The 23588-nt window shown below is 45.3% G+C and carries 25 protein-coding genes and 3 pseudogenes; 13 read left to right on the top strand and 15 right to left on the bottom strand.

Features of this window, described 5'->3' with window-relative positions; all coding sequences use genetic code 11:
• Positions 1 to 14: 14 nt before the first annotated feature.
• From LEPTO7376_RS26070 to cysC, 3 genes and pseudogenes are all read right to left on the bottom strand, one after another.
• A pseudogene (locus LEPTO7376_RS26070) lies at positions 15 to 895 on the bottom strand (IS630 family transposase).
• A gap of 352 nt (positions 896 to 1247) precedes the next feature.
• Entirely contained in the window at positions 1248 to 2348 is a 1101-nt protein-coding gene (locus tag LEPTO7376_RS21115) for a TIGR03032 family protein (RefSeq protein ID WP_160148540.1), read from the bottom strand.
• Between the two features lie 280 nt (positions 2349 to 2628).
• Complete coding sequence (gene cysC, locus LEPTO7376_RS21110) at positions 2629 to 3162, bottom strand: adenylyl-sulfate kinase (RefSeq protein ID WP_015136056.1); 534 nt, start codon at positions 3160 to 3162, stop codon at positions 2629 to 2631.
• 357 nt (positions 3163 to 3519) lie between these two features.
• On the opposite strand from cysC, the gene LEPTO7376_RS24015 reads away from it, so the two are divergent.
• A complete protein-coding gene (locus LEPTO7376_RS24015; protein WP_015136055.1) occupies positions 3520 to 4533 on the top strand; it encodes a hypothetical protein in 1014 nt (337 codons plus the stop codon).
• A gap of 45 nt (positions 4534 to 4578) precedes the next feature.
• Here LEPTO7376_RS24015 and LEPTO7376_RS21100 read toward each other — a convergent pair whose 3' ends face one another.
• Genes LEPTO7376_RS21100 through LEPTO7376_RS21090 form a run of 3 tightly spaced genes read right to left on the bottom strand, consistent with a single transcriptional unit; the run spans position 4579 to position 6624 of the window.
• Positions 4579 to 5469 carry a tRNA (5-methylaminomethyl-2-thiouridine)(34)-methyltransferase MnmD gene (locus LEPTO7376_RS21100; RefSeq protein WP_015136054.1) on the bottom strand — a complete coding sequence of 297 codons (891 nt, stop codon included), beginning with the start codon at positions 5467 to 5469 and terminating at the stop codon, positions 4579 to 4581.
• 58 nt (positions 5470 to 5527) lie between these two features.
• Positions 5528 to 6307 (bottom strand): HAD family hydrolase, encoded by a 780-nt coding sequence (locus tag LEPTO7376_RS21095; RefSeq protein ID WP_015136053.1) that lies wholly within the window; start codon positions 6305 to 6307, stop codon positions 5528 to 5530.
• On the bottom strand, positions 6307 to 6624 hold the full coding sequence (locus LEPTO7376_RS21090) for a DUF1825 family protein (RefSeq protein ID WP_015136052.1): 318 nt from the start codon (positions 6622 to 6624) through the stop codon (positions 6307 to 6309). The genes LEPTO7376_RS21095 and LEPTO7376_RS21090 overlap by 1 nt, the downstream gene beginning before the upstream one ends.
• Before the next feature lie 144 nt (positions 6625 to 6768).
• Between LEPTO7376_RS21090 and LEPTO7376_RS21085 the strand changes: the two genes are divergently transcribed.
• Positions 6769 to 7158, top strand: a complete 390-nt coding sequence (locus LEPTO7376_RS21085; RefSeq protein WP_015136051.1) for an NINE protein — start codon at positions 6769 to 6771, stop codon at positions 7156 to 7158.
• A gap of 44 nt (positions 7159 to 7202) precedes the next feature.
• Here the strand turns inward: LEPTO7376_RS21085 and LEPTO7376_RS21080 are convergent, their stop codons facing one another.
• The 6 genes from LEPTO7376_RS21080 to LEPTO7376_RS21055 all read right to left on the bottom strand — a co-directional run bounded on the left by LEPTO7376_RS21080 (position 7203) and on the right by LEPTO7376_RS21055 (position 14704).
• Complete coding sequence (locus LEPTO7376_RS21080) at positions 7203 to 7664, bottom strand: anti-sigma regulatory factor (RefSeq protein ID WP_015136050.1); 462 nt, start codon at positions 7662 to 7664, stop codon at positions 7203 to 7205.
• 183 nt (positions 7665 to 7847) lie between these two features.
• On the bottom strand, positions 7848 to 9197 hold the full coding sequence (gene rlmD / locus LEPTO7376_RS21075; RefSeq protein ID WP_015136049.1) for a 23S rRNA (uracil(1939)-C(5))-methyltransferase RlmD: 1350 nt from the start codon (positions 9195 to 9197) through the stop codon (positions 7848 to 7850).
• A gap of 70 nt (positions 9198 to 9267) precedes the next feature.
• Positions 9268 to 10560 carry a SpoIIE family protein phosphatase gene (locus LEPTO7376_RS21070; protein ID WP_015136048.1) on the bottom strand — a complete coding sequence of 431 codons (1293 nt, stop codon included), beginning with the start codon at positions 10558 to 10560 and terminating at the stop codon, positions 9268 to 9270.
• Between the two features lie 194 nt (positions 10561 to 10754).
• Positions 10755 to 11342, bottom strand: a complete 588-nt coding sequence (locus LEPTO7376_RS21065; RefSeq protein WP_015136047.1) for a peroxiredoxin — start codon at positions 11340 to 11342, stop codon at positions 10755 to 10757.
• Positions 11343 to 11434: 92 nt separating this feature from the next.
• The gene (locus tag LEPTO7376_RS21060) at positions 11435 to 13918 is read right to left on the bottom strand and encodes a phospholipid carrier-dependent glycosyltransferase (protein ID WP_015136046.1); all 2484 of its coding nucleotides are present in this window, start codon (positions 13916 to 13918) and stop codon (positions 11435 to 11437) included.
• A gap of 105 nt (positions 13919 to 14023) precedes the next feature.
• Positions 14024 to 14704 (bottom strand): PTPA-CTERM sorting domain-containing protein, encoded by a 681-nt coding sequence (locus tag LEPTO7376_RS21055; protein ID WP_041764286.1) that lies wholly within the window; start codon positions 14702 to 14704, stop codon positions 14024 to 14026.
• A gap of 251 nt (positions 14705 to 14955) precedes the next feature.
• Here LEPTO7376_RS21055 and LEPTO7376_RS21050 point away from each other — a divergent pair, with 251 nt between their 5' ends.
• Entirely contained in the window at positions 14956 to 15147 is a 192-nt protein-coding gene (locus LEPTO7376_RS21050) for a hypothetical protein (protein ID WP_041766223.1), read from the top strand.
• Between the two features lie 17 nt (positions 15148 to 15164).
• Here LEPTO7376_RS21050 and LEPTO7376_RS25320 read toward each other — a convergent pair.
• A protein-coding gene (locus LEPTO7376_RS25320) for an IS1 family transposase (protein ID WP_225901104.1) occupies positions 15165 to 15874 on the bottom strand; the annotation gives its coding sequence in 2 pieces (ribosomal slippage) (positions 15165 to 15595 and positions 15595 to 15874; 711 coding nt in all).
• 63 nt (positions 15875 to 15937) lie between these two features.
• On the opposite strand from LEPTO7376_RS25320, the pseudogene LEPTO7376_RS29330 reads away from it, so the two are divergent.
• Positions 15938 to 16060: pseudogene (locus tag LEPTO7376_RS29330) on the top strand (IS5/IS1182 family transposase); the annotation flags it as partial.
• Between the two features lie 23 nt (positions 16061 to 16083).
• Here the strand turns inward: LEPTO7376_RS29330 and LEPTO7376_RS25315 are convergent.
• A protein-coding gene (locus LEPTO7376_RS25315; RefSeq protein WP_225901104.1) for an IS1 family transposase occupies positions 16084 to 16793 on the bottom strand; the annotation gives its coding sequence in 2 pieces (ribosomal slippage) (positions 16084 to 16514 and positions 16514 to 16793; 711 coding nt in all).
• Between the two features lie 43 nt (positions 16794 to 16836).
• Here LEPTO7376_RS25315 and LEPTO7376_RS29325 point away from each other — a divergent pair.
• The 4 genes and pseudogenes from LEPTO7376_RS29325 (at position 16837) to LEPTO7376_RS21020 (ending at position 18277) form a co-directional block, all read left to right on the top strand.
• Complete coding sequence (locus LEPTO7376_RS29325; RefSeq protein ID WP_083891232.1) at positions 16837 to 16959, top strand: transposase family protein; 123 nt, start codon at positions 16837 to 16839, stop codon at positions 16957 to 16959.
• Positions 16960 to 17007: 48 nt separating this feature from the next.
• Positions 17008 to 17730 (top strand): annotated as a pseudogene (locus tag LEPTO7376_RS26065) (IS1 family transposase).
• Positions 17731 to 17784: 54 nt separating this feature from the next.
• Positions 17785 to 17916: a hypothetical protein gene (locus LEPTO7376_RS28525; protein WP_264308929.1), complete on the top strand. Its 132-nt coding sequence runs from the start codon at positions 17785 to 17787 to the stop codon at positions 17914 to 17916.
• Positions 17855 to 18277, top strand: coding sequence for a transposase family protein (locus LEPTO7376_RS21020; RefSeq protein ID WP_225901143.1), 423 nt, complete (start codon positions 17855 to 17857; stop codon positions 18275 to 18277). The genes LEPTO7376_RS28525 and LEPTO7376_RS21020 overlap by 62 nt, the downstream gene beginning before the upstream one ends.
• On the opposite strand, the gene LEPTO7376_RS21015 is transcribed toward LEPTO7376_RS21020, so the two are convergent.
• Positions 18269 to 19062 (bottom strand): IS5 family transposase gene (locus tag LEPTO7376_RS21015; protein ID WP_225901125.1). Its coding sequence is split into 2 segments (ribosomal slippage): positions 18269 to 18757 and positions 18760 to 19062, totalling 792 coding nucleotides; the frame shifts between segments, so codons are not numbered across the junction. The two genes, LEPTO7376_RS21020 and LEPTO7376_RS21015, sit on opposite strands and share 9 nt — an antisense overlap.
• Before the next feature lie 150 nt (positions 19063 to 19212).
• Here LEPTO7376_RS21015 and LEPTO7376_RS21010 point away from each other — a divergent pair.
• From LEPTO7376_RS21010 to LEPTO7376_RS20990, 5 genes are all read left to right on the top strand, one after another.
• Positions 19213 to 19704, top strand: coding sequence for an LOG family protein (locus tag LEPTO7376_RS21010; protein ID WP_015136044.1), 492 nt, complete (start codon positions 19213 to 19215; stop codon positions 19702 to 19704).
• A gap of 106 nt (positions 19705 to 19810) precedes the next feature.
• On the top strand, positions 19811 to 20449 hold the full coding sequence (locus LEPTO7376_RS21005) for a microcompartments protein (protein WP_015136043.1): 639 nt from the start codon (positions 19811 to 19813) through the stop codon (positions 20447 to 20449).
• 37 nt (positions 20450 to 20486) lie between these two features.
• Complete coding sequence (locus tag LEPTO7376_RS21000; RefSeq protein WP_015136042.1) at positions 20487 to 21404, top strand: pentapeptide repeat-containing protein; 918 nt, start codon at positions 20487 to 20489, stop codon at positions 21402 to 21404.
• Positions 21405 to 21581: 177 nt separating this feature from the next.
• Complete coding sequence (locus tag LEPTO7376_RS20995; protein WP_015136041.1) at positions 21582 to 21965, top strand: hypothetical protein; 384 nt, start codon at positions 21582 to 21584, stop codon at positions 21963 to 21965.
• Between the two features lie 96 nt (positions 21966 to 22061).
• Positions 22062 to 23537 carry an LCP family protein gene (locus LEPTO7376_RS20990; RefSeq protein WP_015136040.1) on the top strand — a complete coding sequence of 492 codons (1476 nt, stop codon included), beginning with the start codon at positions 22062 to 22064 and terminating at the stop codon, positions 23535 to 23537.
• The last annotated feature ends 51 nt before the right edge of the window (positions 23538 to 23588 follow it).

Raw genomic sequence — 23588 nt, 5'->3', positions numbered from 1 at the left:
ATCCAGAACTCACGTTAAGAAGTTGCTGTACACAGAGTCATATCCATGGCATCTCTGAGGGATGGACTATGTCTGAGTTGCTTCCAAATACGACTTTTTAGCCAAGATCAGCATTGTGCAATCTTGTTTAAGTCTTGGTGAATAGGGAGGCAGATACCACACCTCACATTTCGCCTTTGCCAGGATTTCTGCAACCCTTCCTCCCTTATGGAAAGTGGCATTATCCAAAATCAATATCTGATTGGGCTTTAATTCCGGTAGCAAACAGTTCTCTAACCACACCTCAAACACATGGGGGTTACAAGAGTCTTCCACAATAAAAGGTGCAAACAGTTTGCCTCGACTCCATGCGGCAATCCTTTTAACTCTTCCGCGACGGCTTCCTGACTTGAGGTCATAAACTCTTTCCTCTTCAGGGCCATAGCCATAGTCATACTGACCGTCTCTCTCATCCATTCCTGACTCATCACAGTAGATGATTTGTTCGGGTTTTAATCTTGCTAGTTCTTGCCTCAATGCTTCCCGCTTCTGTTCATCCCTTTCCTGATACCCATAGGCCTTTTTTGCGAGTAAAACCTATCTTCTTCAACATCCTCGATATAGTGCGACGACTCACATCATCCGACCACAACTCTGCCATTTCTGTCGGGGTTTTATCTGGATGCTGTTGCACAAAGCTTTTGAATGCTTCCCAGTCTGTGATTTTGTGACCATAGCCTTTCTGATACCCTGTTTTGGCTCTGTAAAACTTCCTGTTTGCTCTAGTCTGTTGTATCCAGAGATAAAGGCTATTAAGACCAATACTGAACATTTCACAGACATCTTTTTTCAGGATACCTAGTGCTATCGCAGCAAGAGCTTTCCGACGTAGGTCATCACTATCAGCAACTGGCATTTTTAATCTAGATATATACTTCTCTCCTTATTCCAAAGCTATCCATCCACTGCTATAGAAAGAACATTTGACTGGTTCTATTGGTGCAGGCGTTGGAGTCATGATTATGAGTGTTCAACAGAGAGTGCAGAAGCTTCGATTTACATTGCTTCTATACGTCTGCTATTGAGGCAATTAGCCTGAAACCAGACTTTTCAGAAATCCTCTTAAGCTAATGGACATGTCTCCATCACTCTACTCAATCTAAAACGTACTAAGATTTGAAAAATCCACTTCGGCGATCGTCCGACAGAAAATTCAAATCAGTCTTAGTGGAGTAAATTAATGACATATTTTCCTCACCCTACTGAATTTAAAATGTACTGAGTGTTGAAAAATCAACTTCGGCGATCGCCTCATCAGGCAAAATAAACGTCGAGCTGAGGAGCGTTTTATCCCAATTGATTAACTCTGGATAACGAACTCCTGACAAAATAGATACTGCAAAAATTTCTTGCACTGCATCCTCAAATCTCAAAAAGGCAATGATCTGTGCCGTTTCAATATTCACGACCCACACACCACAGTAACGAGAATCCATACTTTCAGTAATGGGTAAACCACTAAAAATAGCTGTTTCGCGGACTTGAGACAGCCCCACAAACGCCAATGGCCCCCAAAAACTCAAACCACGAGTAAAACCGGGTAACTGAACAATCGTTTCAAGTTTGCCGGTTTTGAAATTAAACGTGGAAAGACTGCCATAACCTGACTCTAAAACCCAGAGACGATCGCGATACCAGCGCGGTGAATGAGGCATTGATAATCCACGAGCCAAGGTTTCATTCGTTGTGATGTCCATTAAAATCCCGCCACTACGCTTATTACCACGCCAACCCTGAGGGGTATTTGTTTCACCGAGGGCTGTAATGTAACGAGGTTTTTGGTCACGTACACCCAAGCCATTCAAGTGGCAGCGATCGCCCAAATCATAGGCCGAAATAAATGGCGGTCGCCAACGGGGTACAAAACTATTTTTTCGGTCGAGTGTGCAGAGACAAGAAAACTGCGTATTCACAAACCACAACTCATCTTTGCAGTACGCCATCTCATGAATATCAATATCCCCAGTAATGTGGCGATCGCGAGGTAAATAACAAGCATCATGTTTCTGAGGTGGATCGAGTTTTTGCGCTACCGCAGGAACATTCCGTAATTCCCAAACCTCAAAAGCTGTACCGAGTGCCAACCTTTCATGATCCGCAGCAATCCCCATTGGCTGCTCAAACACTCGAAAATGCGTATTAAGTTCCTGCCGATCTGCTCGAACAACGACGACTTTGTCTGCTTGATAGGTCGAAATAACAAGAGAAATCCCACACTCAACTAAGATGTCGCGAAAATTTTGAGTATGGACACTCCGTAATGGCTCAGAAGCCTCAGAATCACCCACTTGTGTTTGACCTACATTCATAAAATTATCTGATACATCATTCCCAAAAAAAGAGAGGTTGTCCAAAATATACTGGCAACGCCAAACCATCAAAACTTTTCTAAATGGGCTTTTTATACACTTTCCCCAGTGTGGTTAGTCTTCAGTCATATCTCATATCCCTCATACATCGTCCCAGACTTCAAATCCAAACTTTTTTATAGATTGAAGTAAATTGCAACAAAAAATCCCCCAAACTTAGGAGGATTGTTGAATAGGCTACCAATTGAGCTTTTATTTGGGATTTTCGAGAAAAAGATAATTAAGCAGAAAGATAGCCTAACTCAGTGAGCTTAGCTAAAACTTTTTCAACACTTTCTTTTAGCTCTTCGAGGTCTGTACGACACTCAACTTCAGGACTTTCAGGAGCTTCATAAGGATCATCAATACCAGTAAAACCTTTAATTTCTCCTGCACGAGCACGCTTATATAAACCCTTAACATCACGCTTTTCGCATTCAGCCAAGGGAGCATTAGCAAATACTTCGACAAAATCGCCGACTCGCTCACGGACTTCCTGGCGAATTTCGCGATAGGGAGAGATCGCAGAAACAAGGACAATCACGCCATTACGGGTGAGAAGATGTGAAACAAAACCAATACGACGAATATTTTCATCTCGGTCTTCTTTGCTAAACCCTAAACCTTTAGTGAGATTTGTACGGACAATATCGCCATCTAAAACTTCAAGCTTACAGCCAGCTTTCTTAAGACGCTTGGCGATCTGCTGACTAATCGTTGTCTTGCCCGCACCGCTAAGACCTGTGAACCAAACTGTTACGCCACGATGCTCCATGGGACTATATTCCTTTAAAAACTTGATTTACAAAACATCAACAGTGTAAAGGGAGATGTGATTTTTTTAATAAAAACTATCCAAATCAATTGATTTTTGCTGTTCTCCATAGCGCCATTTCTTGAGAATTTCTAATATCTAAACGTCAACATCATGCAACCTAGTAACCAAAGTCGTCATAAAATCTCAAGTATTTAGGTTGCGTTCTGACAAAACAAGATTAGGATTGTAAAGAATGCCAGTAAACTCTTGGTATCGTGGCGATAAAGCATTAAAAATAATGTCTAATCCCCATTTCACAATTTGCTAATCTATAGCAAGTTAAAATGACAGCACTTTCAGATCTTTTTTGGTGATATGAACGAGTCCCGCGTCAGTTCCGTTAATCCTCCCACTGCTTCCTCATGGTCTGCCGAAGAAGATGCAGATCGCCTCATGGACGATGTCTTTTCTGACATTGATGATCTCCTGAGTGGGAAAAAGACAAGCGCGAAAATTCAAGCGGCTCCTCAAAGTGATTACACCTCTCTGCAATCCCTTGTTGTTCCCCAGATTGATTTAGAGGGGACTCCCTTTACAGAAGAGTCAGATGAGAATAAAGAATTCGTTATTAAACGGGGCTGGGGTTACTATTCCGAAAGACTTTTGTTTATGGGCTCTTGCGCATCTTTAATTGGTGTAGCCCTATGGATGGCTGTTAATGATCGGCTGCGCGTACCGCAATTTTTGATTCAGCCCACGCCCGTTGTTGAGGTTGCCACAGAAACAACCGCAGCGACAGCTACGGAGCCAATTTTTGCAGATTATGTAAGACGGGCTTTAGATAATATTGATCGCCAGCGATCACCCCAAGCAATTCCGGTAAATCCGGCACAACCTTCCCAAGGCGCAGTACCAAGCACCACGGATCAACAACCTTCCGCCCAAAGTCCCCAAGTGATTGAACGGATTTATGTTCCCGTTTATCCACCAGAGATTTCTGCTAATGCGCGGCAGCCTCTTCCCAACGCGACAGCACCAATCACTCCGGCACCTCAGGTGATCGCACCTCAAATTCAAGCGCCAGCACCTACGGCTCCTGAAGCGGTTCCCCCAGTTACTCCTGATATCCAAGCAGTTGTACCCACATTACCCGCACCACCTGCTGCTGCAAAAGAGGTTTACACTCTTGTTGGCGTTCTCGAATCCGGCGATCGCTCTGCAGCTTTATTCAACATCAATGGTGTAACCCAAAGATTTAGAGTTGGCGAAAATATTGGCGCGAGCAACTGGAAATTGTTATCCGTTCAAAACCAACAAATCCTGATGGGACAAGGCGGACAAAGCCGCTCTCTCTATGTTGGTCAAAACTTCGGGCTTGATCGCGAATAATTTTTTACCATCCCAAAAAGCTGATTAGAATTTTGACGACGTTTCCTAAGGGAGCGTCGTTTTTGTATCAGTCGCCAATTTTTTTAGCCAACGTTTTTTCCATTGACTCGTGGATTCAAGGTCAGTCTGATTTTGCTCTAAGATTCGTTGCTCTAAAATCGTTTGGCGATCGCCCATTAATGTTGGGTCGCGATAGGGAATAGCTGCCCGAGTTTGGAGATGCTCTGCTTCTTGCTGCGAGACAGGTTGCAGCTCTTTAGTGATAAAGCGCGCCAAAGTCCCTGGCGATCGCCGTCCAACACCAGGAGTCCCTCCAAATTTCAGGTTAGCGAGAGTCATAGCCTGTCGTATTGCCGCAGCACAGGAATAGGTCGCGACATAGCCTTGATCGTCTAAGCACTGAGCAATGAGCTGAAAAAATTCAATAGTCCAAAGTTGGGGACATTTCGGTGGAGAAAAAGGATCCAGAAAAATGGCATCTGCTTTAAATCCTTGGGCGATCGCCTGTTGTATTGTTTGGCGGGCATCCCCAATGAGTAATTGTGCTTTGAGCTGAGATGTTTGTAGCGAAAACGCTTGGCTGAGTTCTCCCAGAAGTTCTGCTACCACTGGAGACCAAGGACTCAGTAAATTATTTTGGCAAGCAGCAGAGGCGATCGCCGGGTCATTTTCTAAAGCAATTACTTCGACCTCACACTCTGGATTTACCCGCCAAATTTCCGTCAGAGAAGCTGCCGTATTATGTCCTAGTCCATAGCAAATATCGAGCAAACGTAATTTGGGTTTTGTTTGAGCCTGCACTGCAATCCGACAGGGAATCAGGAACTTCTCCTCAGCCTCCCGCTTTGCACCCGCAAACGAATGATAATGCTCCTGAAATTCCTCTGAAAAGTATGTGTAGGAGCCATCCTCTGTGATTTTTGGGTCGAAAGACATACCAGCCACAAATAAACCAGCTCAATAGTGCGTTAAATGTTACCCAGACTTTACCAGTTTAAGCTGCTAAAAATTGTGCAATTGCCATTGGCCAAGCCGCTAAATCTACCGCTGTAATATTTTTCGACACTAAATTCTCACAGTCAGTCGGTCGATTGTAGCCCCAAGTAGCGAGAAATAATTTCAAATATTTAAGCTCTGGATCTTGTTGTACTTTCTCCAAGGTTTTTAAACGATCTTCGATAAACCAAAAGGGAGATAAATCACCATTTGAAAGCTGTTTAAGAATTTGAGTTTTTGGCTGTTTTGTCTCTTTGCCAAAAATATTTCCCCTCGGAAAATGGATATCCTGGTGTCTCAATAATTGATGAGCAAAACGAGCTTCCTTCGTCGTAATGATATAAACCTTGGTCTTGTGGTCGGCAAGTAATTGGGCTATGCAAGCAGACATCCCATCATAAAAACGATGGAAGGATAACCAATTGTCTAGCTCCGTCGTAATTTGGCGATCGCGCACATCATCTAATGCCACCATGAATGCCTTCTTAGTGAGACCCCAATTGTTGAGAGCAGTCCTAAGAGTTTTCTGCCAATCTCGCCAAATAATCTGTGTTTCGCTACCTTCCAACAATATGCCAATAAGTGCAACCATTTCCCAACCTGTTTCGATAACTGGACGCAGCTCATAAAAGGCAGGACGGATTTGCTCTAATCTCTCTTGGGCTAAGCGAACTTGGAAAACCTCTTCACAGGCGATCGCCGACGAATGAAAATATTCCGCCAGACCATCACACAGCACGCCATCAAAATCAAAGGCAATGGTTTTAGTGACCACCATTAGTCAGGAATCTGAGCCTTCATGCGCTCAAGAGTCATATTCATTTGATCAAACATTTGTTGAGGCGTCATGCCAAACTGGCCAAGCTGAGTTTTCATCTGCTCCACAGCCATCTGCGCCATAAAATCATCAGAAAGTTCAAACCGCTTCATAAAAATCTTGTAGCGATCCATCACCCCTTCCATCTGCTGGATATACATCTTCTTCCCTTCGCGGTCAAACTTACCGAACTCGCTACCCAGCTGCACGAGGTTTTGATAATCCGTAAATAGACTTTGAGCTTCTTGTTGAACGATCTCTGAGTCAAAAAATCCCATTTTACTTATCTTTCCCTAAATTAAATAACGAGTGTGGTAGACACGAAGGAGAATTTAAAAAATCGTGATTTAAATACATTTGATACCATTAATTTTAATTCAGGTGTTTTACGCCGCAAAGTATGGTTTTCCACATCAAGACCCATGAAACAGGCGATCGCCAGACTCACATCCCAACCTAAAGACCGTAAAATTGCCGTTGGACTCGCCCTAGTCGGTTCAGTTACGCCTCTCGCTGGCGTCCACAAATTTTATGTTGGTCAACCTGTATGGGGCGTTGTTTACTTTCTGCTGTGGTCAACCCCCATCCCTCAAATTGCCTGTGCCATTGAAGCCGTTTGGTTCGTACTCCAAGATTTTGATACTTTTCAAGAAAAATTTGGCCTTGCCGCAGCTAAATCCAACAAAACCTTCGAAACAGCAAAACAAACTGAGGCGATCGCCTCAGCTCTCCGCGAACTCGAAAAACTCCGCACTGAAGGTTTGATCACCGAATACGAATTTGAGCAGAAGCGACGTGCCCTGCTCAAATAATGATTGATTAGATTAGATTTCTGGTGATGCTTAATGACTCAGCATTAAACGACTGTTTCCATTGAAACAGCCATTAAAGGTGTCTTGTGAAAATACTTGCTCAAACGCAATTGGTTCCCTTGATGGTTCCAGTGCACTTGGTCAAAAATATGAGATAGTAAGCAGACTCCGCGACCACATTCTTCCTCTTCAGGAGGAAGTAAATGATCGTCTAAATCGCAACAGCGTTCATGCTTATCAAAGCCAGCACCTTGATCAGAAATGATCCAAGAACACTGCTCTGCATTCATAAAGAAATGAACGACAACTTTCTTTGTGGGGTCAAGCTTATTGCCATGCTTCGCAGCATTCACTAAAGCTTCCTGTAGCCCCAGACGAATATCGTATTGCCATTCGTCAGGAATACGTTCAAGTAAGATTTCTAAAACCGGATAGAGATATAAGGTTGAGGCAAAACTTAGGGTGCTCCAATGGGACTTTGGGGGGGGCATAGAAATCGCGATCACAGTTAATGCTCCTTGCCAGACTAACGTTCTGAATATTTATGTCTTCCTGGTTCAGTTGTTATCCTGTTGAATTGCTTCTTCGTGATGCTAAGTGCATAGGTGCTCAGATAGCTCATTATTTGGCGTGAAGACCGTACGTTTAGTTACGGCTCTTACTGAACTATATTATACAAAAAAAAGGATTTACACCATTTTTAAGAGCACTGCGCATTCGACATGGGGTGTCTGAGGGAAAAAGTCTGCGGGCTGTATCCATTCAATGGTATAGGTTTCATCACTACACAGGATTTTTAGATCTCTAGCTAAGGTTGCGGGATTGCAGCTAATATACAGGATTTGTCTAGGTCGAGATTGCCGTAATGTTTCGATCACGCGGCGATCGCATCCCTTGCGTGGTGGATCAATCAAAATCAGATCTGCATCTTGATCCAATGTTGGCAAAACATCCTCGACCATCCCTGTCAAAAATTCAACGTTGGTGATGTCGTTAATGGTTGCATTAGCTTTTGCTTGTTTGATGGAGGTCGCTTGGGATTCGATACCGATGACCTGCTTTACATTTTTGGCAAGGGGCAGGGTAAAAGTTCCAACACCACAATAAGCATCAATAATTGTCTCATCGCCTTGGAGCTGTAGCTTTGCAAACATCCGTTGGTAAAGCTGTTCGGCAACGAGAGTATTCACCTGAAAGAATGTTTCGGGACGGAGTTGGAGATTCAGTCCAGCAAAAGTTTCATTGAGATAATCTCGCCCGGCGATCGCCACCGTTTTTTTACCCCAAATCAAATTCCCTTTACGGTCATTAATATTCAGACAAACACCAACCAGTTGAGGATATTCTTCTAGCCATGCAGCGGCTTGTTCTTCAAGATTTGGCAGATCTGCGGTTGTCGAAATTAGCGTCAATAATATTTCGCCTGTGTGGTGACCAATCCGAAAAGCAAGATGGCGCAATTTTCCCTGGTGTTTAGCCTCGTTATAAATAGACCAACTTTGAGCTGCGATATCTTCTTTCAGGTCTCGCAATAAAGGATTCAGCCGCTCATCTTGGATCGGACATTGATTGAGATTAACCAGCTGGTGGCTACCCTTGCGGTAATAGCCCGCCTGTAATTGACCTGTGCTAGATCGCCCAAATGGGTAGGTCGATTTATTGCGATACCCTAAACCTGCTTCACCATACAGAATTGGTTCGATTTCCAGTTCAGAGAAACCACCAATTCGCTGTAAAGCTTGGGCAACTTCTTTGGCTTTAATGTCATGCTGAAGAGCCTCGTTAACCTGCAACCATTGGCAGCCGCCACATTTGTCAGCAACAATACAGGGAGGGCGACGGCGATCGCCTGATGACTCAATAATGCGTTGGAGTTTACCGATGGCATACTGACGTTTGAGACGAGTAATCCGGACTTCGAGGCGATCGCCCGGCACAGTATTCGGCACAAACACAACCTGCTGGCCATGACGACCCACCCCAGCACCTTGAGTATTAAGGTCATGAATCGTCAGTTCAATCAAATCACCTTGTTGCATACCCAAAATCCCGCAAATCTACCCAGAACACTCTACCCTGTCTTTGCGCTCAGCAACACAACGGCTTCATCTAATCTCTTGTTGAAACTTCTGGCGGCTCCCCCTTATAGCGCAAGGTCATAATTGTGATGTCATCCGATTGCGGCATTTGCTCTGTAAAATTTTTCACTCGGTTGCCCAGAACACTGACGATATCAGTGGATGAAATAGTGGCGGGGAGCTGATCTAAGATACTTGTGACTCGCTCTTCCATAAAGAATTGCCCATCGCGATCACGCGCTTCTGTAACTCCATCGGTATACATCACAAGCAAATCACCTTTCCCCAACGTTAATTCCGCCAGTTTATATTCTGCCTCCGCAAAAATCCCCAACAACATTCCATCAGGAATCGGAATCATAGCAGAACCTTCGTTCACCCGTTTCAGAAAAGGACGATTATGGCCGCCATGCACATAAGTCAATTTGCCTGTGCGCACATCTAGAGTGCCGAGAAAAATTGTTACAAACAAACAATTCGGATTGCTCTCACATAATTGACGATTAACTGCCGAAAAAATAGAAGCGAGATTTTCATCTTGAATATTCAGCCGCGCAATACTTGCCCGCAAAATGGTGACCGCACGAATCATAAATAGAGCTGCCGGAATCCCTTTACCCGAGACATCACCAATTGCTAAGCCGACGGTATGTTCATCAATGGGAAAAGTATCGAAAAAGTCTCCACCAACTTCCCGTGCAGGTTCAATACTTGCTGCCACATCAACCTGATGATACTGAGCTAATAGGGGTTTTTCTTGGGGCAAAATATTGGATTGAATTTGCGCAGCAGCTTTGAGATCTCGTTCGATCTGCTCAAATCGCAGCCGCTCCTCAAGGGTTTTAATCGCCACTTTATCGAGACGGCGCATCCGACTAGACAAGCCTGTCAACATACTTTTGACCACCTCTGGCCAAGACATTAGTTCATCCCAAAATAAACTTTCGGGGATGCTTAACAAACGACATTCTGTTGCAGCAACAACATAGGCTGAAACAGGTTTATTTTCGATAATCGACATTTCGCCGATACATTCACCAACAGGAATTTGAAAGCCCATCTCTGGGTTTAAAACAGCATCTTCAGTCTCAGCGAGGTACACCATCAAATGGCCGCCAAGCAAAATATATAGGGTATGGTTCTCCTGTCCTGGCTCAGTGAGAGTGGATCCTGCGGGGAAAGATTGGATCGAACATCTCTGCAAGAGATCTTTCAGTAAGACGGGTTGGACACCTTGAAATAGTTCACAGCCAGCGATCGCCTCCCAGTCATCATGGGATTCGCCAAAACTGAGGACAGTATCATTAGGCAGGGAATCAGACATTAAGCAAAGAAATTGTTACCGGAAAAGACCTTTGGGCATTAGTGTAGATGATCTTGAGAACTTTTCCCGCTCAAAAAGCCTTAACGTCATGACGGCTATCCCAAATGCCTCACCATCTTGAGCCAATCAAATTCTCACCTCTATTTTGATGACAAGCTCACAACGAAAGCTAAGATCAAACACCAATAAATGGCTTAAAGTGTTGAGAAATAAGCTTTTGCAGCCTTGGGTTCAGGGATCATCGTTTGGTCGCCTTCCTGCCAATCGACGGGACAAACTTCATCACTATGAGTCTGAACATGCTGAATAGCCTTTAAAATTCGCAGGGTTTCATCGATACTCCGTCCAAATGAAAAATTGTTAACGGTGATATGTTGGACGACACCTTCGCTATCAATGATAAATAGACCTCTTAGGGCAATGCCTGCCTCTGTTTCGAGAACACCATACTCGGCACTAATAGTTTTGCTGAGATCGGACACTAGGGGAAAAGCTAAGTCGCCAACACCGCCATCTTTGCGAGGGGTTTGGATCCAAGCGAGGTGGGCAAATTCACTATCGACGGACACGCCTAAAATCTCTGCATTTAGGTCAGCAAATTCACTATGGCGATCGCTAAAGGCGGCAACTTCTGTAGGACAAACAAAGGTGAAATCAAGGGGATAGAAAAATATCACAACGTACTGGCCGCGATAGTCAGAGAGTTTAATTGTTTTAAATTCTTCCTCGAACACCGCTGTCGCAGTGAAATCAGGTGCGAGTTGTCCAACTTGTACCACCATGAATTTGTCCTTAAAAGACCAGAGTTTCATTCAAGTTATCACAATAGTCTGGGAGACATGCTTTTCTGAAGGCAGAAGCTGACTGTCTTCTTTTAAAGCAGAGGTTTTAGAATGGGCCATGCTTTAAAGAGATGACCTTGTAGTAAGGCTGAAATTCCGGCGATCGCCTGAAATTCAGGAATATCTGGCGATGCATTTAAAGCAGGTTGCACCGCGATTTCTGCTTGTTTCGGTTGAAACATATAAAGGTGAACAAAAGCAATATAGGCATGGATAAAAGGGTTATCAGGGTCTATATCTCGCAGTTGTTCGAGAGTGGCAAGGGTGCTGGGCGCATCCTCCTGAAGAGCATGGGCAAGGATTTTGGCGTAGTACCAATCTTTAATCTGGGGCGAATCTGTCACCTTTGCTTTGCTTAGCCGGAACTTTAAACTTTGCTCTACTTGGCGGAGATAGTCTTGTTCTGGATCGTATTGATTCAGGCGGGCAACATGGGCAAAAAGCGGATCTAAGCCTTCAATACCAACGCCTAGTTGAGGGGCGATCGCCCGCTCTTGAGAGAGCCAATCGAGCTCCACTAATTGCAATGGCGTGAGGGTTGTATCAGCAGGGGCAGCTTGGATCGTGACGGCTGTCGCTACCTGTCTCTGGTCGATGGGACGCGCTTGGCCAGTACTCGGATCGAGATAAAGCGCTTGCAATTGATAGGTTCCTGCCGGGAAATCTGCGGGTGCCAACATCGCTGTTGTTTCAATCACGCTAAAGCGATCATTGCGTTCTGCAGAAGCAAGTCGTCCATCGTAGAGCATCCCAAAACCAATGGCATGGTCATGGATCCAAAACTGTTGACCATCGCTCCAAGTCAAAAGCACAATGCCATTCTGTAGATCGCGCCAGTTCCCCGACCAACTATAGGTAATCGGAATCGGCTGTCCGGCGATCGCCTCCTCTGGCACCTGCACTCGATCCAATTGCAGCGGCTGGGTCACGCCATCAAAATGGGCGACATTCACAAGCGGTTGCTGCCGTTGGTAAAGTGTTAATTCTGTTTGGTCTGGTAAATCCCAACTATTCTGCACATAAAAATCTGGGTCTTGGGGCAGCTCTGCTGCTAAAGCCAATTGAGGTTCTTTTGCATTCGCATTGTCTCCCGTTTTCGTGAGGAGCCAATCAAAGCCAATTTTGTCCTGCGCCACATATTCCGGGCGATCGCCAAGCTCTCGACCATACACTTGAAACTTCCGTAAGGCACCAAAATGATTAATATTATTGTGATTCAACCAAAATGAACTCGGAATCACACCGATATTGCTGCGTAGATAGCGATTTTTCCGAATGACACTTTCAATCACCTCAGCATGGGGATAATTATTTGTATCCACTGCATATTGCGGCGGCATAACCTTGCCCAGTACTGGCAACGGAAATAGCCGACCCACTGCTAACACCACCGCCACGAGGAAGGTAAGCCATCGTATCGCATGCCAACGTCCTCGCCATTGAGTTAGACAATAGGCCAGAAAAATCGCAACAATCGGTAAATAGGGCATGATATAGCGCGGGTCTTTGTTGTAAAGCGCAGAAAACATCAGATAAGCGCCGCCAAAGTACACCCCAAGCCAGATAAAACTTTCCTTTTCCGGCAACTCATAAACATCTTTGCGCCGCGGAAAACGTTTGCCCCAATGCAGACATAACCCCACAATCGGCACAATCAGTAGCAACCAAGACACCGATCGCGGCAAATCCATCCAGTAATAAATCCACGCCTGAATCGTATTTAAAGCCGGGTCTCCTTCATTGGCGGCAGGGGTAAGGTTTGAAGCTTCGTAGGTGCCAAAGAGATAAATAAAATTGGTGCGATACCAGCCACCCCAAAATAAGAAAGAGATCAAGGCACTGGCAAGCAGTTGCAAAATACGTTCCCATTGCAACCGCCAAATGCTTGTGCCAGCTGACCATAACAGTGGCACAAATAAAAAGAACATGCAGGTTTGTTTCGTGAGGAGAGCCAGCCCGAGACAACACCCAAACCACACTATCCATAACCATTGTTCACGGCGCTTCTCTGAAAAGTACCAATGCGTGAGACAAGCAAAACACAACACTGTGATGCTGGTGAGGGCAATATCTAGGATGAAATGCAGGCGATAAAACACAAACCGAGGCATCAGTAGGGCGATCGCCGTAGCCCAGCGTCCCACCACAGGATTAAATAAACGTTTACCGATGCTATAGGTTGTCCAAATGATGACCGCGCTAAATAAGAAATTGACCATTAGTGCTTGGTCGCTTCCTTTACCGAAAATCAACTGAAACGGCACCGCAAGAAGATAGGTCAGTGGCGGAAATTTATTCGAAACCTGCCAGAAATTTTCCCAGCCCGAAAACTGAAAAATCTCTGCCAAATAATTTAAACTGCCCGTCAAATGGTTCGCTTGGTCCCATCCCGGCATCCCTTGATCTGCACTAAGCCAGAGGCGATCACCAAGATTGATGCCACACCACAGCAGAATCAGAAAAAAAGGCTCGAACCAAGTTGCTTGATTCTTCTTGGGATGTTCAGACTGTTGCAACTACCGTAGCTCCCACATGAAAACAGAACGCTAGATGCAATGTATCGGAAAAGATTCGCGATGGAAAGCGAGTTTTGGCGCAATACTTAGGTGAGAGATAGTTCGTTACGAGGATTGGGATTCTGTTTGGGAACGACGGCGACGAAGAACATTTAGGCCGATCAGCGACAAATTAGGGAGAAGCGCAGCAGGCGTTGGTACAGCCTGGGGGTCATCATCAGAAAAATCGACTTGGCCATAGCGGATATTATCGATGCTGCCGTATTGCAAAAAGCCGCCACCCTCAGTATCAGAGAATTGCACACTGTCAAAGCTTCCTTCAGTGGCAATGACCCCAAAAAAGCCCCCTTGTTTGGGTTGACCAAATTCAAATACTTGCCCATCAACAATCAGCTCTAAAACATCAACCGAATTGTCAGTATTTTTCCAGTCAAAACCCAAGGAATTGATGGTATTCGTAAAGTTTAGAGTTGCAGCGGTGTCAGGGTTACGGGATTGCAATCTGAAAAAAGCCGAGTCATCAATTGTTCCAGCAGTACTCCCTTCGACAATGCGGCTCCAAGTCATATTGGAACTAATCGAAAAATCTGAGAGGGTATGATTTTTGCTGTCACTCAATGTTGCGTCATTAAACGTTTCGAGGCTTAGTCCTGTGGCGATCGCCTCAAACTCAGCTTGGTCAGTGAATGTTGTCAACGTTAAGGCATGGGCAGGCATCAAGATGCCACAGCTAAGGGTGACTGCACCCAAACCGGAGAAGATAAGCTGTGTGCCGGAAAGTTTCATAAAACTCACAGATCGTGTCAAATATGTCCAGCTCATCGTACCGCGAAAAAAAGGGCAAAATTCCCCGATAGCGAATCTTCATCGAGACTTCATAAATCTGGCTGTCTGTAGAAAAACACAAAAATCTCGCTTATAAGCTTTTCACTAGAAGCAAAATATTAGGCGATAGCAACCCTCGAATCAATTGACCTCTTGCAAAAGGGGTGAGAGTAGGTAAAAAAGAGGAAAGTATCAGAGTCATAGCGATAAAAATGCCAACTTACGAACAGCTCCAACATTTATCTCCAGAACAATTCAGGAGAGCCTGTGGAGTTAAACTTCAGACCTTCAATCGTCTGGTAGAGGTCCTAGCAGAAGCTAAAGCAAAGCAAAAAACCGGTCGTCCCAGTGTTTTATCCCTGGAAAATCAGTTACTCCTCACCTTGGAATATCTGAGGGGGTAGTGATGCACAAGTAATGGTCATAACTGAAGAGAGAGATTATAGTGTCTGAGAAAATAGACCACTGCTCCAATGTGGTTTTCCCACTTCTTCGAGAAGGAAAGTGCCTGACGGACTAAGCGGGACGTTCTCTGACGTAGAGTGTTGTTGAATCTCTCAATATGATTTGTTTGTCCAGTCTCCTTGCCCACAACTCGATGACGTTTACTCGGTAAGACACAGCCATAGGCATCCCAATAATCGGTGTAGACCAGCGCACACTGACGATACACAGGAGGCAGAGAATCCCATAATTGTTTCGCAGTCTTTTGACTACGGTCTCCGATGGCATATCCCACCACCTCTCGGGTGTCTCGGTCAAGAGCCAGCCAAATCCATGCTTTCTCACCTTTACTACCGACAAAAGACCACAATTCATCCATTTCGATGGTCAGTTGCCCTCTTTTTTTTGAGTCACAGGTAACTCGTGAGGCACAGTCTCTAATTTGGCATTGACATAGTACTGTAGCCAGCGCAGAGAGACCCCTGTGGCACGAGTGATACCAGCGAGAGAGAGACGTTCTAATAGGAGACGGTCAATCAATTGACGAGTGTCAGTTGCAATGGGAGGGTGGGCAGGATGTTCCACAAACTGGCGACCACATTCATGGCAACGATAGCGCTGCTTTCCCGAATGGGTGTGACCATATTTAATGGTGCTGGGAGACTGACATTGAGGGCAAGTGAGCACGGTGAGACTTGACGTTTAATCTTGCCCCTATTCTTCCACAACCATTACTAGTGCACCACTACCAAACTTCAGACCTTCAATCGTCTGGTAGAGGTCCTAGCAGAAGCTAAAGCAAAGCAAAAAACCGGTCGTCCCAGTGTTTTATCCCTGGAAAATCAGTTACTCCTCACCTTGGAATATCTGAGGGGGTAGTGATGCACAAGTAATGGTCATAACTGAAGAGAGAGATTATAGTGTCTGAGAAAATAGACCACTGCTCCAATGTGGTTTTCCCACTTCTTCGAGAAGGAAAGTGCCTGACGGACTAAGCGGGACGTTCTCTGACGTAGAGTGTTGTTGAATCTCTCAATATGATTTGTTTGTCCAGTCTCCTTGCCCACAACTCGATGACGTTTACTCGGTAAGACACAGCCATAGGCATCCCAATAATCGGTGTAGACCAGCGCACACTGACGATACACAGGAGGCAGAGAATCCCATAATTGTTTCGCAGTCTTTTGACTACGGTCTCCGATGGCATATCCCACCACCTCTCGGGTGTCTCGGTCAAGAGCCAGCCAAATCCATGCTTTCTCACCTTTACTACCGACAAAAGACCACAATTCATCCATTTCGATGGTCAGTTGCCCTCTTTTTTTTGAGTCACAGGTAACTCGTGAGGCACAGTCTCTAATTTGGCATTGACATAGTACTGTAGCCAGCGCAGAGAGACCCCTGTGGCACGAGTGATACCAGCGAGAGAGAGACGTTCTAATAGGAGACGGTCAATCAATTGACGAGTGTCAGTTGCAATGGGAGGGTGGGCAGGATGTTCCACAAACTGGCGACCACATTCATGGCAACGATAGCGCTGCTTTCCCGAATGGGTGTGACCATATTTAATGGTGCTGGGAGACTGACATTGAGGGCAAGTGAGCACGGTGAGACTTGACGTTTAATCTTGCCCCTATTCTTCCACAACCATTACTAGTGCACCACTACCTCTGAGGGAATATCGCACTTATTTTCCTATCGCTCAATCATGGGGCATTCATGAATCAACAGTTTGTCGCATGGTGCAAAAAACAGAGGAGAGTTTCAAGTAAGTAATGCTATAGCAAAATGGAGTGAGTCGTTTCCTTGGAAGTCTCGCTATGACAATTCACTGTCCCCAATGTAATGCTCAAGACATCATCAAAAGTGGATTCGCTAAAATCGTCAACGATTTAAGTGTAATCAGTGCAATTATCAATTTACAAGCTTTTCTAAAGAGCGGGGCAAGCCTCTCTGGATGAAATTAGAAGCTGTATTGATGTATATGAGTGGTATGTCAATGAATGCGACAGCCAAGATTCTCGGTGTATCAGCTCAATCAGTGCTCAATTGGGTAAGAGATTCCGGTGAAGCCAATTATGAAAAGCCCACTCCTGAGTCTGCTGTCGTGGTGGAGCTAGATGAGCTATGGCATTTTATCCAAGAGAAAAAACAAACTTTGGGTCTGGAAAGCATATGACCGTAATACTGGGCGACTCATTGACTGGGAATTGGGAAGTCGTGATAGTCGAACTTTAGGTCATTTACTAGAGCGGTTCTCGCAATGGCAAATCACTGTCTATTGCACCGATAATTGGAAACCCTATCAACAGCTATTAGAGAATCACCCAGATGCTTTTCATGTCATTAGCAAGAAAGAGACAATAGCAATTGAGAGAAACAACTCAGACAATCGCCATTGGTTTGCTCGGTTTCATCGCAGGACGAAGGTCGTCTCTAAATCAAAACACATGGTGGACTTGAGCATGGCACTGTTTGCGAAATTTAGAGTGAATGGAAGTATTGAGCTACTGCGCAATTGGCGTTTAACATTACTCTCTTGAAACTCTCAAACAGAGAATAAACTCATCAAAGAAACCGATTGCCACTTACCCAGCATGAAACAGCTCCATGGTTCAGAAGAGTTATCTCTAACAGTAGTGGTGATGGATGCCACAGAACAGGCGATTGAAAAGCCCCAAAAAACAACGTCTTTACTACTCAGGGAAAAAGAAGCATCATTCCCTTAAAGCTCAAATAGTTATTGCTTGGCAGTGGGCACAGATTATCTGTTGTGACTGTGAGAAAGGTAGCACCCATGACTTCAAACTACTCAAAAAGAGTAGAGTGCATTTTCAGCAGGGACAACTCTGCCTTGCCGATGCCGGATATCAAGGTCTACACAAGCGGCATCAGCGGAGTCACACTCCTCACAAGAAGCCTAAAGGTGCGGAGCAGAAACAGGAGAATCAGCTCTTAGCAGCTCAAAGAATCATCATTGAGATGGTATTCAGAATGCTCAAAAGATTTCGTATATTATCCAGTCGATATCGTAACCGCCGTCGGAGATGGGGATTAAGAGGATGTTTGAAAAGTAGAAGTCTAGGCTAAACGTCGGAGAAGTAAGCGGATAGAAGCTATATAAATCCATGCCTCTGCACTCTCAGTGGAACATTCATAATCTCGACTCAAACGACGACACCAATAAAACCAGCTAAAGGTTCTCTCTACCACCCATCGTCTTGGTAAAGGAGTAAACCCTTTTTGTTCTTTAGAACGTAGGACTATCTCCAATATCCAACCAAAGCTATCCATGACCCATCGCACTAAATTAGAATCACGATAGCCGCCGTCAGCATAAAGCAGATAGAGACGCTCTAGATTTAAGTCCAAGTACTGCACTCGCTCCAATAGCAAACGTAATCCTTGGTTATCGGAAACATTGGCCGCTGTCACCACCGCAGCTATCGTAATACCTAGACTATCAACCATGACATGACGTTTACGACCTTTGACTCCTTTGTTGCCATCAATACCGACATCCTGATGCATCATTGTGGCGGTATCCACCGACTGAGAATCCACCACTCCATAGCTTGGGGATGAGGGCGGTCATGACCAGTAGTTCTCTCCCACTGATGTAATTTGTGATTAATCTGCTGCCATGTGCCATCATCACGCCATTGTCGAAAGTAGTGGTAGACCGTTTGCCATTTGGGAAAGTCATGGGGCAATAGTCTCCAAGCAATGCCACCCATAAGCACGTAAAGTATGGCATTGAGAACATCTCGTAGATTTGTAGAGCGAGGTCTTCCTCCAGACTTCGCCTCAGGCAATAGAGGTTCAATCAGATACCATTGGTCGTCACTCAGGTCTGTTAGATAGGATAGACACATCTTTTTGAGGTTAGAGATTCAGTACTTTTACAGACTAAATCTCTGACTTTTCTTCTGCGCCACCCTTTTCAGACATCCTCTAAGACTTAATCTCATTGCGGGTCTCTACAATTTTGAATTGCCATAACCTTTTGCAAGAGGTCAATCGAAATGTCACAGAAAAAAGTAGTTGGGGTAATGGGGGCGGGTGGTGGTGCGACACTAGAAAATCTGACTGATGCTTATGAACTGGGACAGGCGATCGCCACAAATGGCTGGGCGACATTAACCGGAGGGCGACCCGCAGGAGTAATGGAAGCAGCGAGTCGGGGTGCTAAAGGGGCAAATGGTTTAACGGTCGGAGTTTTGCCGGGAGGCGATCGCCGCCAAGCCTCAGAATTTGTCGATATCGTGATTTGTACCGATTTAGGCAATGCTCGAAATAATGTCAATGTGCTCAGTTCTAATGCTGTCGTTGCTGTGGGAATGGGCATGGGAACTGCCTCAGAGGTAGCCCTCGCTATTAAAAATTCTCGACCCGTTATTCTCCTCAAGCCTGATGCAGAGACCATTGCTTTTTTCTGTAAATTTGCCCCAGATCAAATCGAAATTGCGACCACAATTAAGCAGGCGATCGCCTTCCTTGAGCACCATTTGACATAAGCAAACCTAAGCAGTCTAGAAAGGGACGCTTATTAGCCCCAAGCATATTCCCAGAGCCGAATTGGGGTACACTTTTAACGCAGTAAAACCAGACCGGGAGAAAGCATTGGGCATAGAACTCCGTAGCTACGTCTACATCGACAGCCTGCAAGTCCAACACGCATCCTATATCGGAACCGTTGCCCTAGGTTTTTTACCCTTACCGGGAGATTCTTCACTCTGGATCGAGGTTTCCCCCGGCATCGAAATTAATCGCATCACCGACGTTGCCCTCAAATCAACTTCTGTTCGTCCAGGCGTTCAATTTGTTGAACGTTTATATGGCCTCCTCGAAATTCACTCACCTAGACAAGGGGAAACCAAAGCTGCTGGGCAAGCAATTCTAGCTGCCCTAGGTGTGACCCAGCGAGATTGTTTGAAGCCCAAAGTGGTATCGAGTCAGATTATTCGCAATATTGATGCTCACCAAGCACAGCTCGTTAACCGTAACCGCCGTGGACAAATGCTTCTGGCTGGACAGACCCTGTATGTCCTAGAAGTGCAACCTGCTGCCTATGCAGCGCTGGCGGCCAATGAAGCTGAAAAATATGCTCAAATCAATATTCTCCAAGTGACTGCCGTTGGTAGTTTTGGGCGTGTGTATCTTGGAGGAGAGGAACGTGATATTCTCGCAGGGTCGCGGGCGGCACTAGCGGCATTAGAGAATGTGCCAGGTCGTGTCGCTGTGAATTTGAAAAAAGAGTAATTAAAAGCGCAAGTAAGGAGAAGTGCAGATTAAAACAATGGGTCAAGATCATCGCGGCGCAGTACATATTCTCAAGCAAGGCACGCTCAAGTGGTGTCAATGGCGACGGGAAAATCCGGCGATCGCCCCTGACTTAAGTCATCAAGACTTGAGCTATATTAACCTGCGCGGAATTGATCTAACCCATTGCAATATGAGTCAATCCCGACTCAGCTATGCTCGTTTTATTGCCGGGAATCTCAAGGAAGCAAATCTGAGTATGATTCAGGGCGATCACTTGCAGCTTCAGGAGACAAACCTAAGACATATTAATCTCAGTAATGCGCTGCTGACTCAGAGCAATTTTAGTGGTGCAGATCTACAAGACGCCTATTGTATTGGCAGTGATTTGCGGCAATGTCTGCTTCGCAATGCCAATCTGCAAGAGGCAAACCTGATCGGCACAAATCTGCGTGAGAGTGATTTATTTGGCGCAAATCTGACGAAAGCTAATCTAAACCGCAGTAACCTCAGCGAAACTTGTTTGCTCGAAACGAGTTTAAATGAAGCAGATCTGAGCGGCGCGAATCTATTTGAAGCGGAGATGTCGAATGGATTTTTCTATAAAGCAAGTTTCGTTGGCGCAAATCTGACTCGCGCTCATCTCCACAAAGGCTATTTATTCGGCGCAAATTTACAGGCCGCAATTTTAAGACAGGCCGATCTTAGTTGGGTGATCGCCACCTATGGGAATTTTGCTGGAGCAGATTTAGCCGGCACTAATTTTCGGGGAGCTGATCTGCGCTATACCAATTTTGTCGGAGCAAATTTGCAGAGAGCGAATCTACGAGGTTGTCAGCTCAATTTTGCGAATTTAGAGCAATGTAATTTAATTGGTGCAAATCTCGACGAAACCCAGCTTGGTCAAGTGAATCTCCGTCGGGCCACGATGCCGAATGGTTTAGTACGTTGCTAGGGACTCTAGAGTATGGTTCAGAAATTTTGTAAGCAATTGAACCAAAATCATCCCCCTGGTATAACAAAAGTTGGTATTAAAGCAGTATTAACGCAGAAGACGATACCGCAATTTTCTCTTAAGATTGGAGTCATCCAGACCGACAAAACGTTTACCCAGTCCTAAACCGTCACCATTATGGCAACTCAACCGGATCCCTTCGGCAAAGACCGTATTAAACAGTTAAAGCTTTACCTTTATCTGTTGCCAGTCCTCGGTTTTTTCCCTGCCCTATGGCAGCTGTATCGTCGTCAAGGCGATCGCCGTGAACAACAGATTTGTCGCTTATCCGTTATGTTGATGCTCGGTTGGTTGTTGACCTATCTTGGGTTGGGCTGGGGCGCAGATCATCTCGCTGGAGCGACGGCTTTCCGGGTGATGTTTCTCAATGGTTTGTGGACATCCACCTACTTTTTAACTTGTTTATTTTTGATGGTACGTGTGTGGCAAAAAGCCGAAAAACCAACCATTGCTGGTATTGATCGCCTAGCCAATGATTTGGAACGCAAATACTTTTCCTAGCGTGAAATTTACCAAAAATGGAACCTCTGGTTTAGCATAACTATCAAAGTATTCAACTCTCCTAACTAATTTGGTCTTTCCGGTGTGAGGAAACCTGTGCCTGCAACAAACTCATCTCCCTCAAAACAAAAGAAGCGTAAACCGACGGCTATCAAAAATCAGCGCATTCAGCCAAAAGCGAGTCGCAAGGGTAAAAAGCGTAAGCCGAAGAAGAAGCCATTATTGCTTTGGCATTGGGTGCTGATTTGGTGTGGTTTGACGGGAGTTTCTATTGCTTCTGCAACGGCTGGTGCGCTGTTGGCAGTATCCCTTTCCTCTACACCTCTCCGCCAAACGCCGATTGCGCCAGAGGAATTAACGGTATTTTCCCAAGATGAGGCGATCGCCACCCAGAGTTTACGATTACCGGAACTCACTCGCCCCGTTAATATCATGTTGCTTGGGACAAAGGTTTTAACTTCTGATGTTGATGACACAGATTATCCTGATCTTGGTTACCATGCCCTCGTCAACTCCTTTGAAGGACTATCCGATACGATGTTGGTTTTGCGGTTTAACCCCGAAGATCAGCGGATGTCCGTCCTCTCCATCCCTCGGGATACCCAGGCCAATATTGAAGGCTATGGCGTCGGTAAAATTAACCATGCGAACTCCTATGGGGGAGCTGTCCTCGCCGCAAAAAGTATCAGTAATCTTCTCGGTGGTGTCGAGCTAGATCGCTATATTCGGGTGAATGTTCAAGGTATCGAAAAGCTGATTGATGCCCTTGGTGGCGTAACGGTTTATGTGCCGAAGGATATGAAGTATACCGACCATAGTCAGCACCTCTACATCGATCTCAAAGAAGGTGAGCAGGTTCTTGATGGTGAAAAAGCCATGCAGTTCCTACGATTCCGCTATGACGGCTATGGTGACATTGGCCGAGTTCAGCGCCAGCAAACCTTAATTCGAGCGGTTTTAGAACAAGCTTTAACCCCCGGCAATCTCGTTAAGTTGCCCAAAATTCTGTCCATTGTGCAATCTCACATCGATACCAACCTCAGTGTGCAGGAATTGATTGCTTTAGCTGGCTTTGCCTCTGGGGTAAATCGCAGCGACATGCAAATGGTGATGTTGCCCGGTGAATTTAGTGGCGATGGGAAAAATGGAAATACGAGTTTTTGGTTGCCGCACCACCGCCGTATTGGTGAAGTGATGGCGCAGCATTTTGAAATTGGTGAAATAAGTGATGATGCACTTACAACAGATCCAAATCGGGTCAGAATTGCGATTCAAGATAGTACTGGCGATGCAAATGCTGTCCGTTCGATGCTAGAATATCTCAACTCCATCGGCTATAACCGAGTCACAATCGCAGATGACTGGTCAGAGCCTTTGCAAAGTACGCGGATTATTGCTCAGGGCGGTGATGATTTAATTGCTGCAGAAATGCGCTCTACTCTGGGTTTTGGAGAAATACGCGTCGAAAGTACGGGTGTTCTTTCCACAGATATCACGATTCAGTTGGGTGAAGATTGGCTGATTATGTCGGATACCCTAGAGACCGTTCCGGACGAGACAAGTTTTAATTAAGGATTGATGACTACTTCCAGTGATTGCAGCGGGTACTAAGTCACGCTGTTA

Source organism: [Leptolyngbya] sp. PCC 7376 (assembly GCF_000316605.1).
Taxonomy (GTDB): domain Bacteria; phylum Cyanobacteriota; class Cyanobacteriia; order Cyanobacteriales; family MRBY01; genus MRBY01.
This window is presented reverse-complemented; position numbering and strand designations above follow the sequence as displayed.

Excerpts from the sequence above, each read along its gene's own strand:
- LEPTO7376_RS21115 (WP_160148540.1), bottom strand. The coding sequence starts at position 2,348 with ATGAATGTAGGTCAAACACAAGTGGGTGATTCTGAGGCTTCTGAGCCA.
- cysC (WP_015136056.1), bottom strand. The coding sequence starts at position 3,162 with ATGGAGCATCGTGGCGTAACAGTTTGGTTCACAGGTCTTAGCGGTGCG.
- LEPTO7376_RS24015 (WP_015136055.1), top strand. The coding sequence starts at position 3,520 with ATGAACGAGTCCCGCGTCAGTTCCGTTAATCCTCCCACTGCTTCCTCA.
- LEPTO7376_RS21100 (WP_015136054.1), bottom strand. The coding sequence starts at position 5,469 with ATGTCTTTCGACCCAAAAATCACAGAGGATGGCTCCTACACATACTTT.
- LEPTO7376_RS21095 (WP_015136053.1), bottom strand. The coding sequence starts at position 6,307 with ATGGTGGTCACTAAAACCATTGCCTTTGATTTTGATGGCGTGCTGTGT.
- LEPTO7376_RS21090 (WP_015136052.1), bottom strand. The coding sequence starts at position 6,624 with ATGGGATTTTTTGACTCAGAGATCGTTCAACAAGAAGCTCAAAGTCTA.
- LEPTO7376_RS21085 (WP_015136051.1), top strand. The coding sequence starts at position 6,769 with ATGAAACAGGCGATCGCCAGACTCACATCCCAACCTAAAGACCGTAAA.
- rlmD (WP_015136049.1), bottom strand. The coding sequence starts at position 9,197 with ATGCAACAAGGTGATTTGATTGAACTGACGATTCATGACCTTAATACT.
- LEPTO7376_RS21070 (WP_015136048.1), bottom strand. The coding sequence starts at position 10,560 with ATGTCTGATTCCCTGCCTAATGATACTGTCCTCAGTTTTGGCGAATCC.
- LEPTO7376_RS21065 (WP_015136047.1), bottom strand. The coding sequence starts at position 11,342 with ATGGTGGTACAAGTTGGACAACTCGCACCTGATTTCACTGCGACAGCG.
- LEPTO7376_RS21055 (WP_041764286.1), bottom strand. The coding sequence starts at position 14,704 with ATGAAACTTTCCGGCACACAGCTTATCTTCTCCGGTTTGGGTGCAGTC.
- LEPTO7376_RS21050 (WP_041766223.1), top strand. The coding sequence starts at position 14,956 with ATGCCAACTTACGAACAGCTCCAACATTTATCTCCAGAACAATTCAGG.
- LEPTO7376_RS28525 (WP_264308929.1), top strand. The coding sequence starts at position 17,785 with ATGAAACAGCTCCATGGTTCAGAAGAGTTATCTCTAACAGTAGTGGTG.
- LEPTO7376_RS21010 (WP_015136044.1), top strand. The coding sequence starts at position 19,213 with ATGTCACAGAAAAAAGTAGTTGGGGTAATGGGGGCGGGTGGTGGTGCG.
- LEPTO7376_RS21000 (WP_015136042.1), top strand. The coding sequence starts at position 20,487 with ATGGGTCAAGATCATCGCGGCGCAGTACATATTCTCAAGCAAGGCACG.
- LEPTO7376_RS20995 (WP_015136041.1), top strand. The coding sequence starts at position 21,582 with ATGGCAACTCAACCGGATCCCTTCGGCAAAGACCGTATTAAACAGTTA.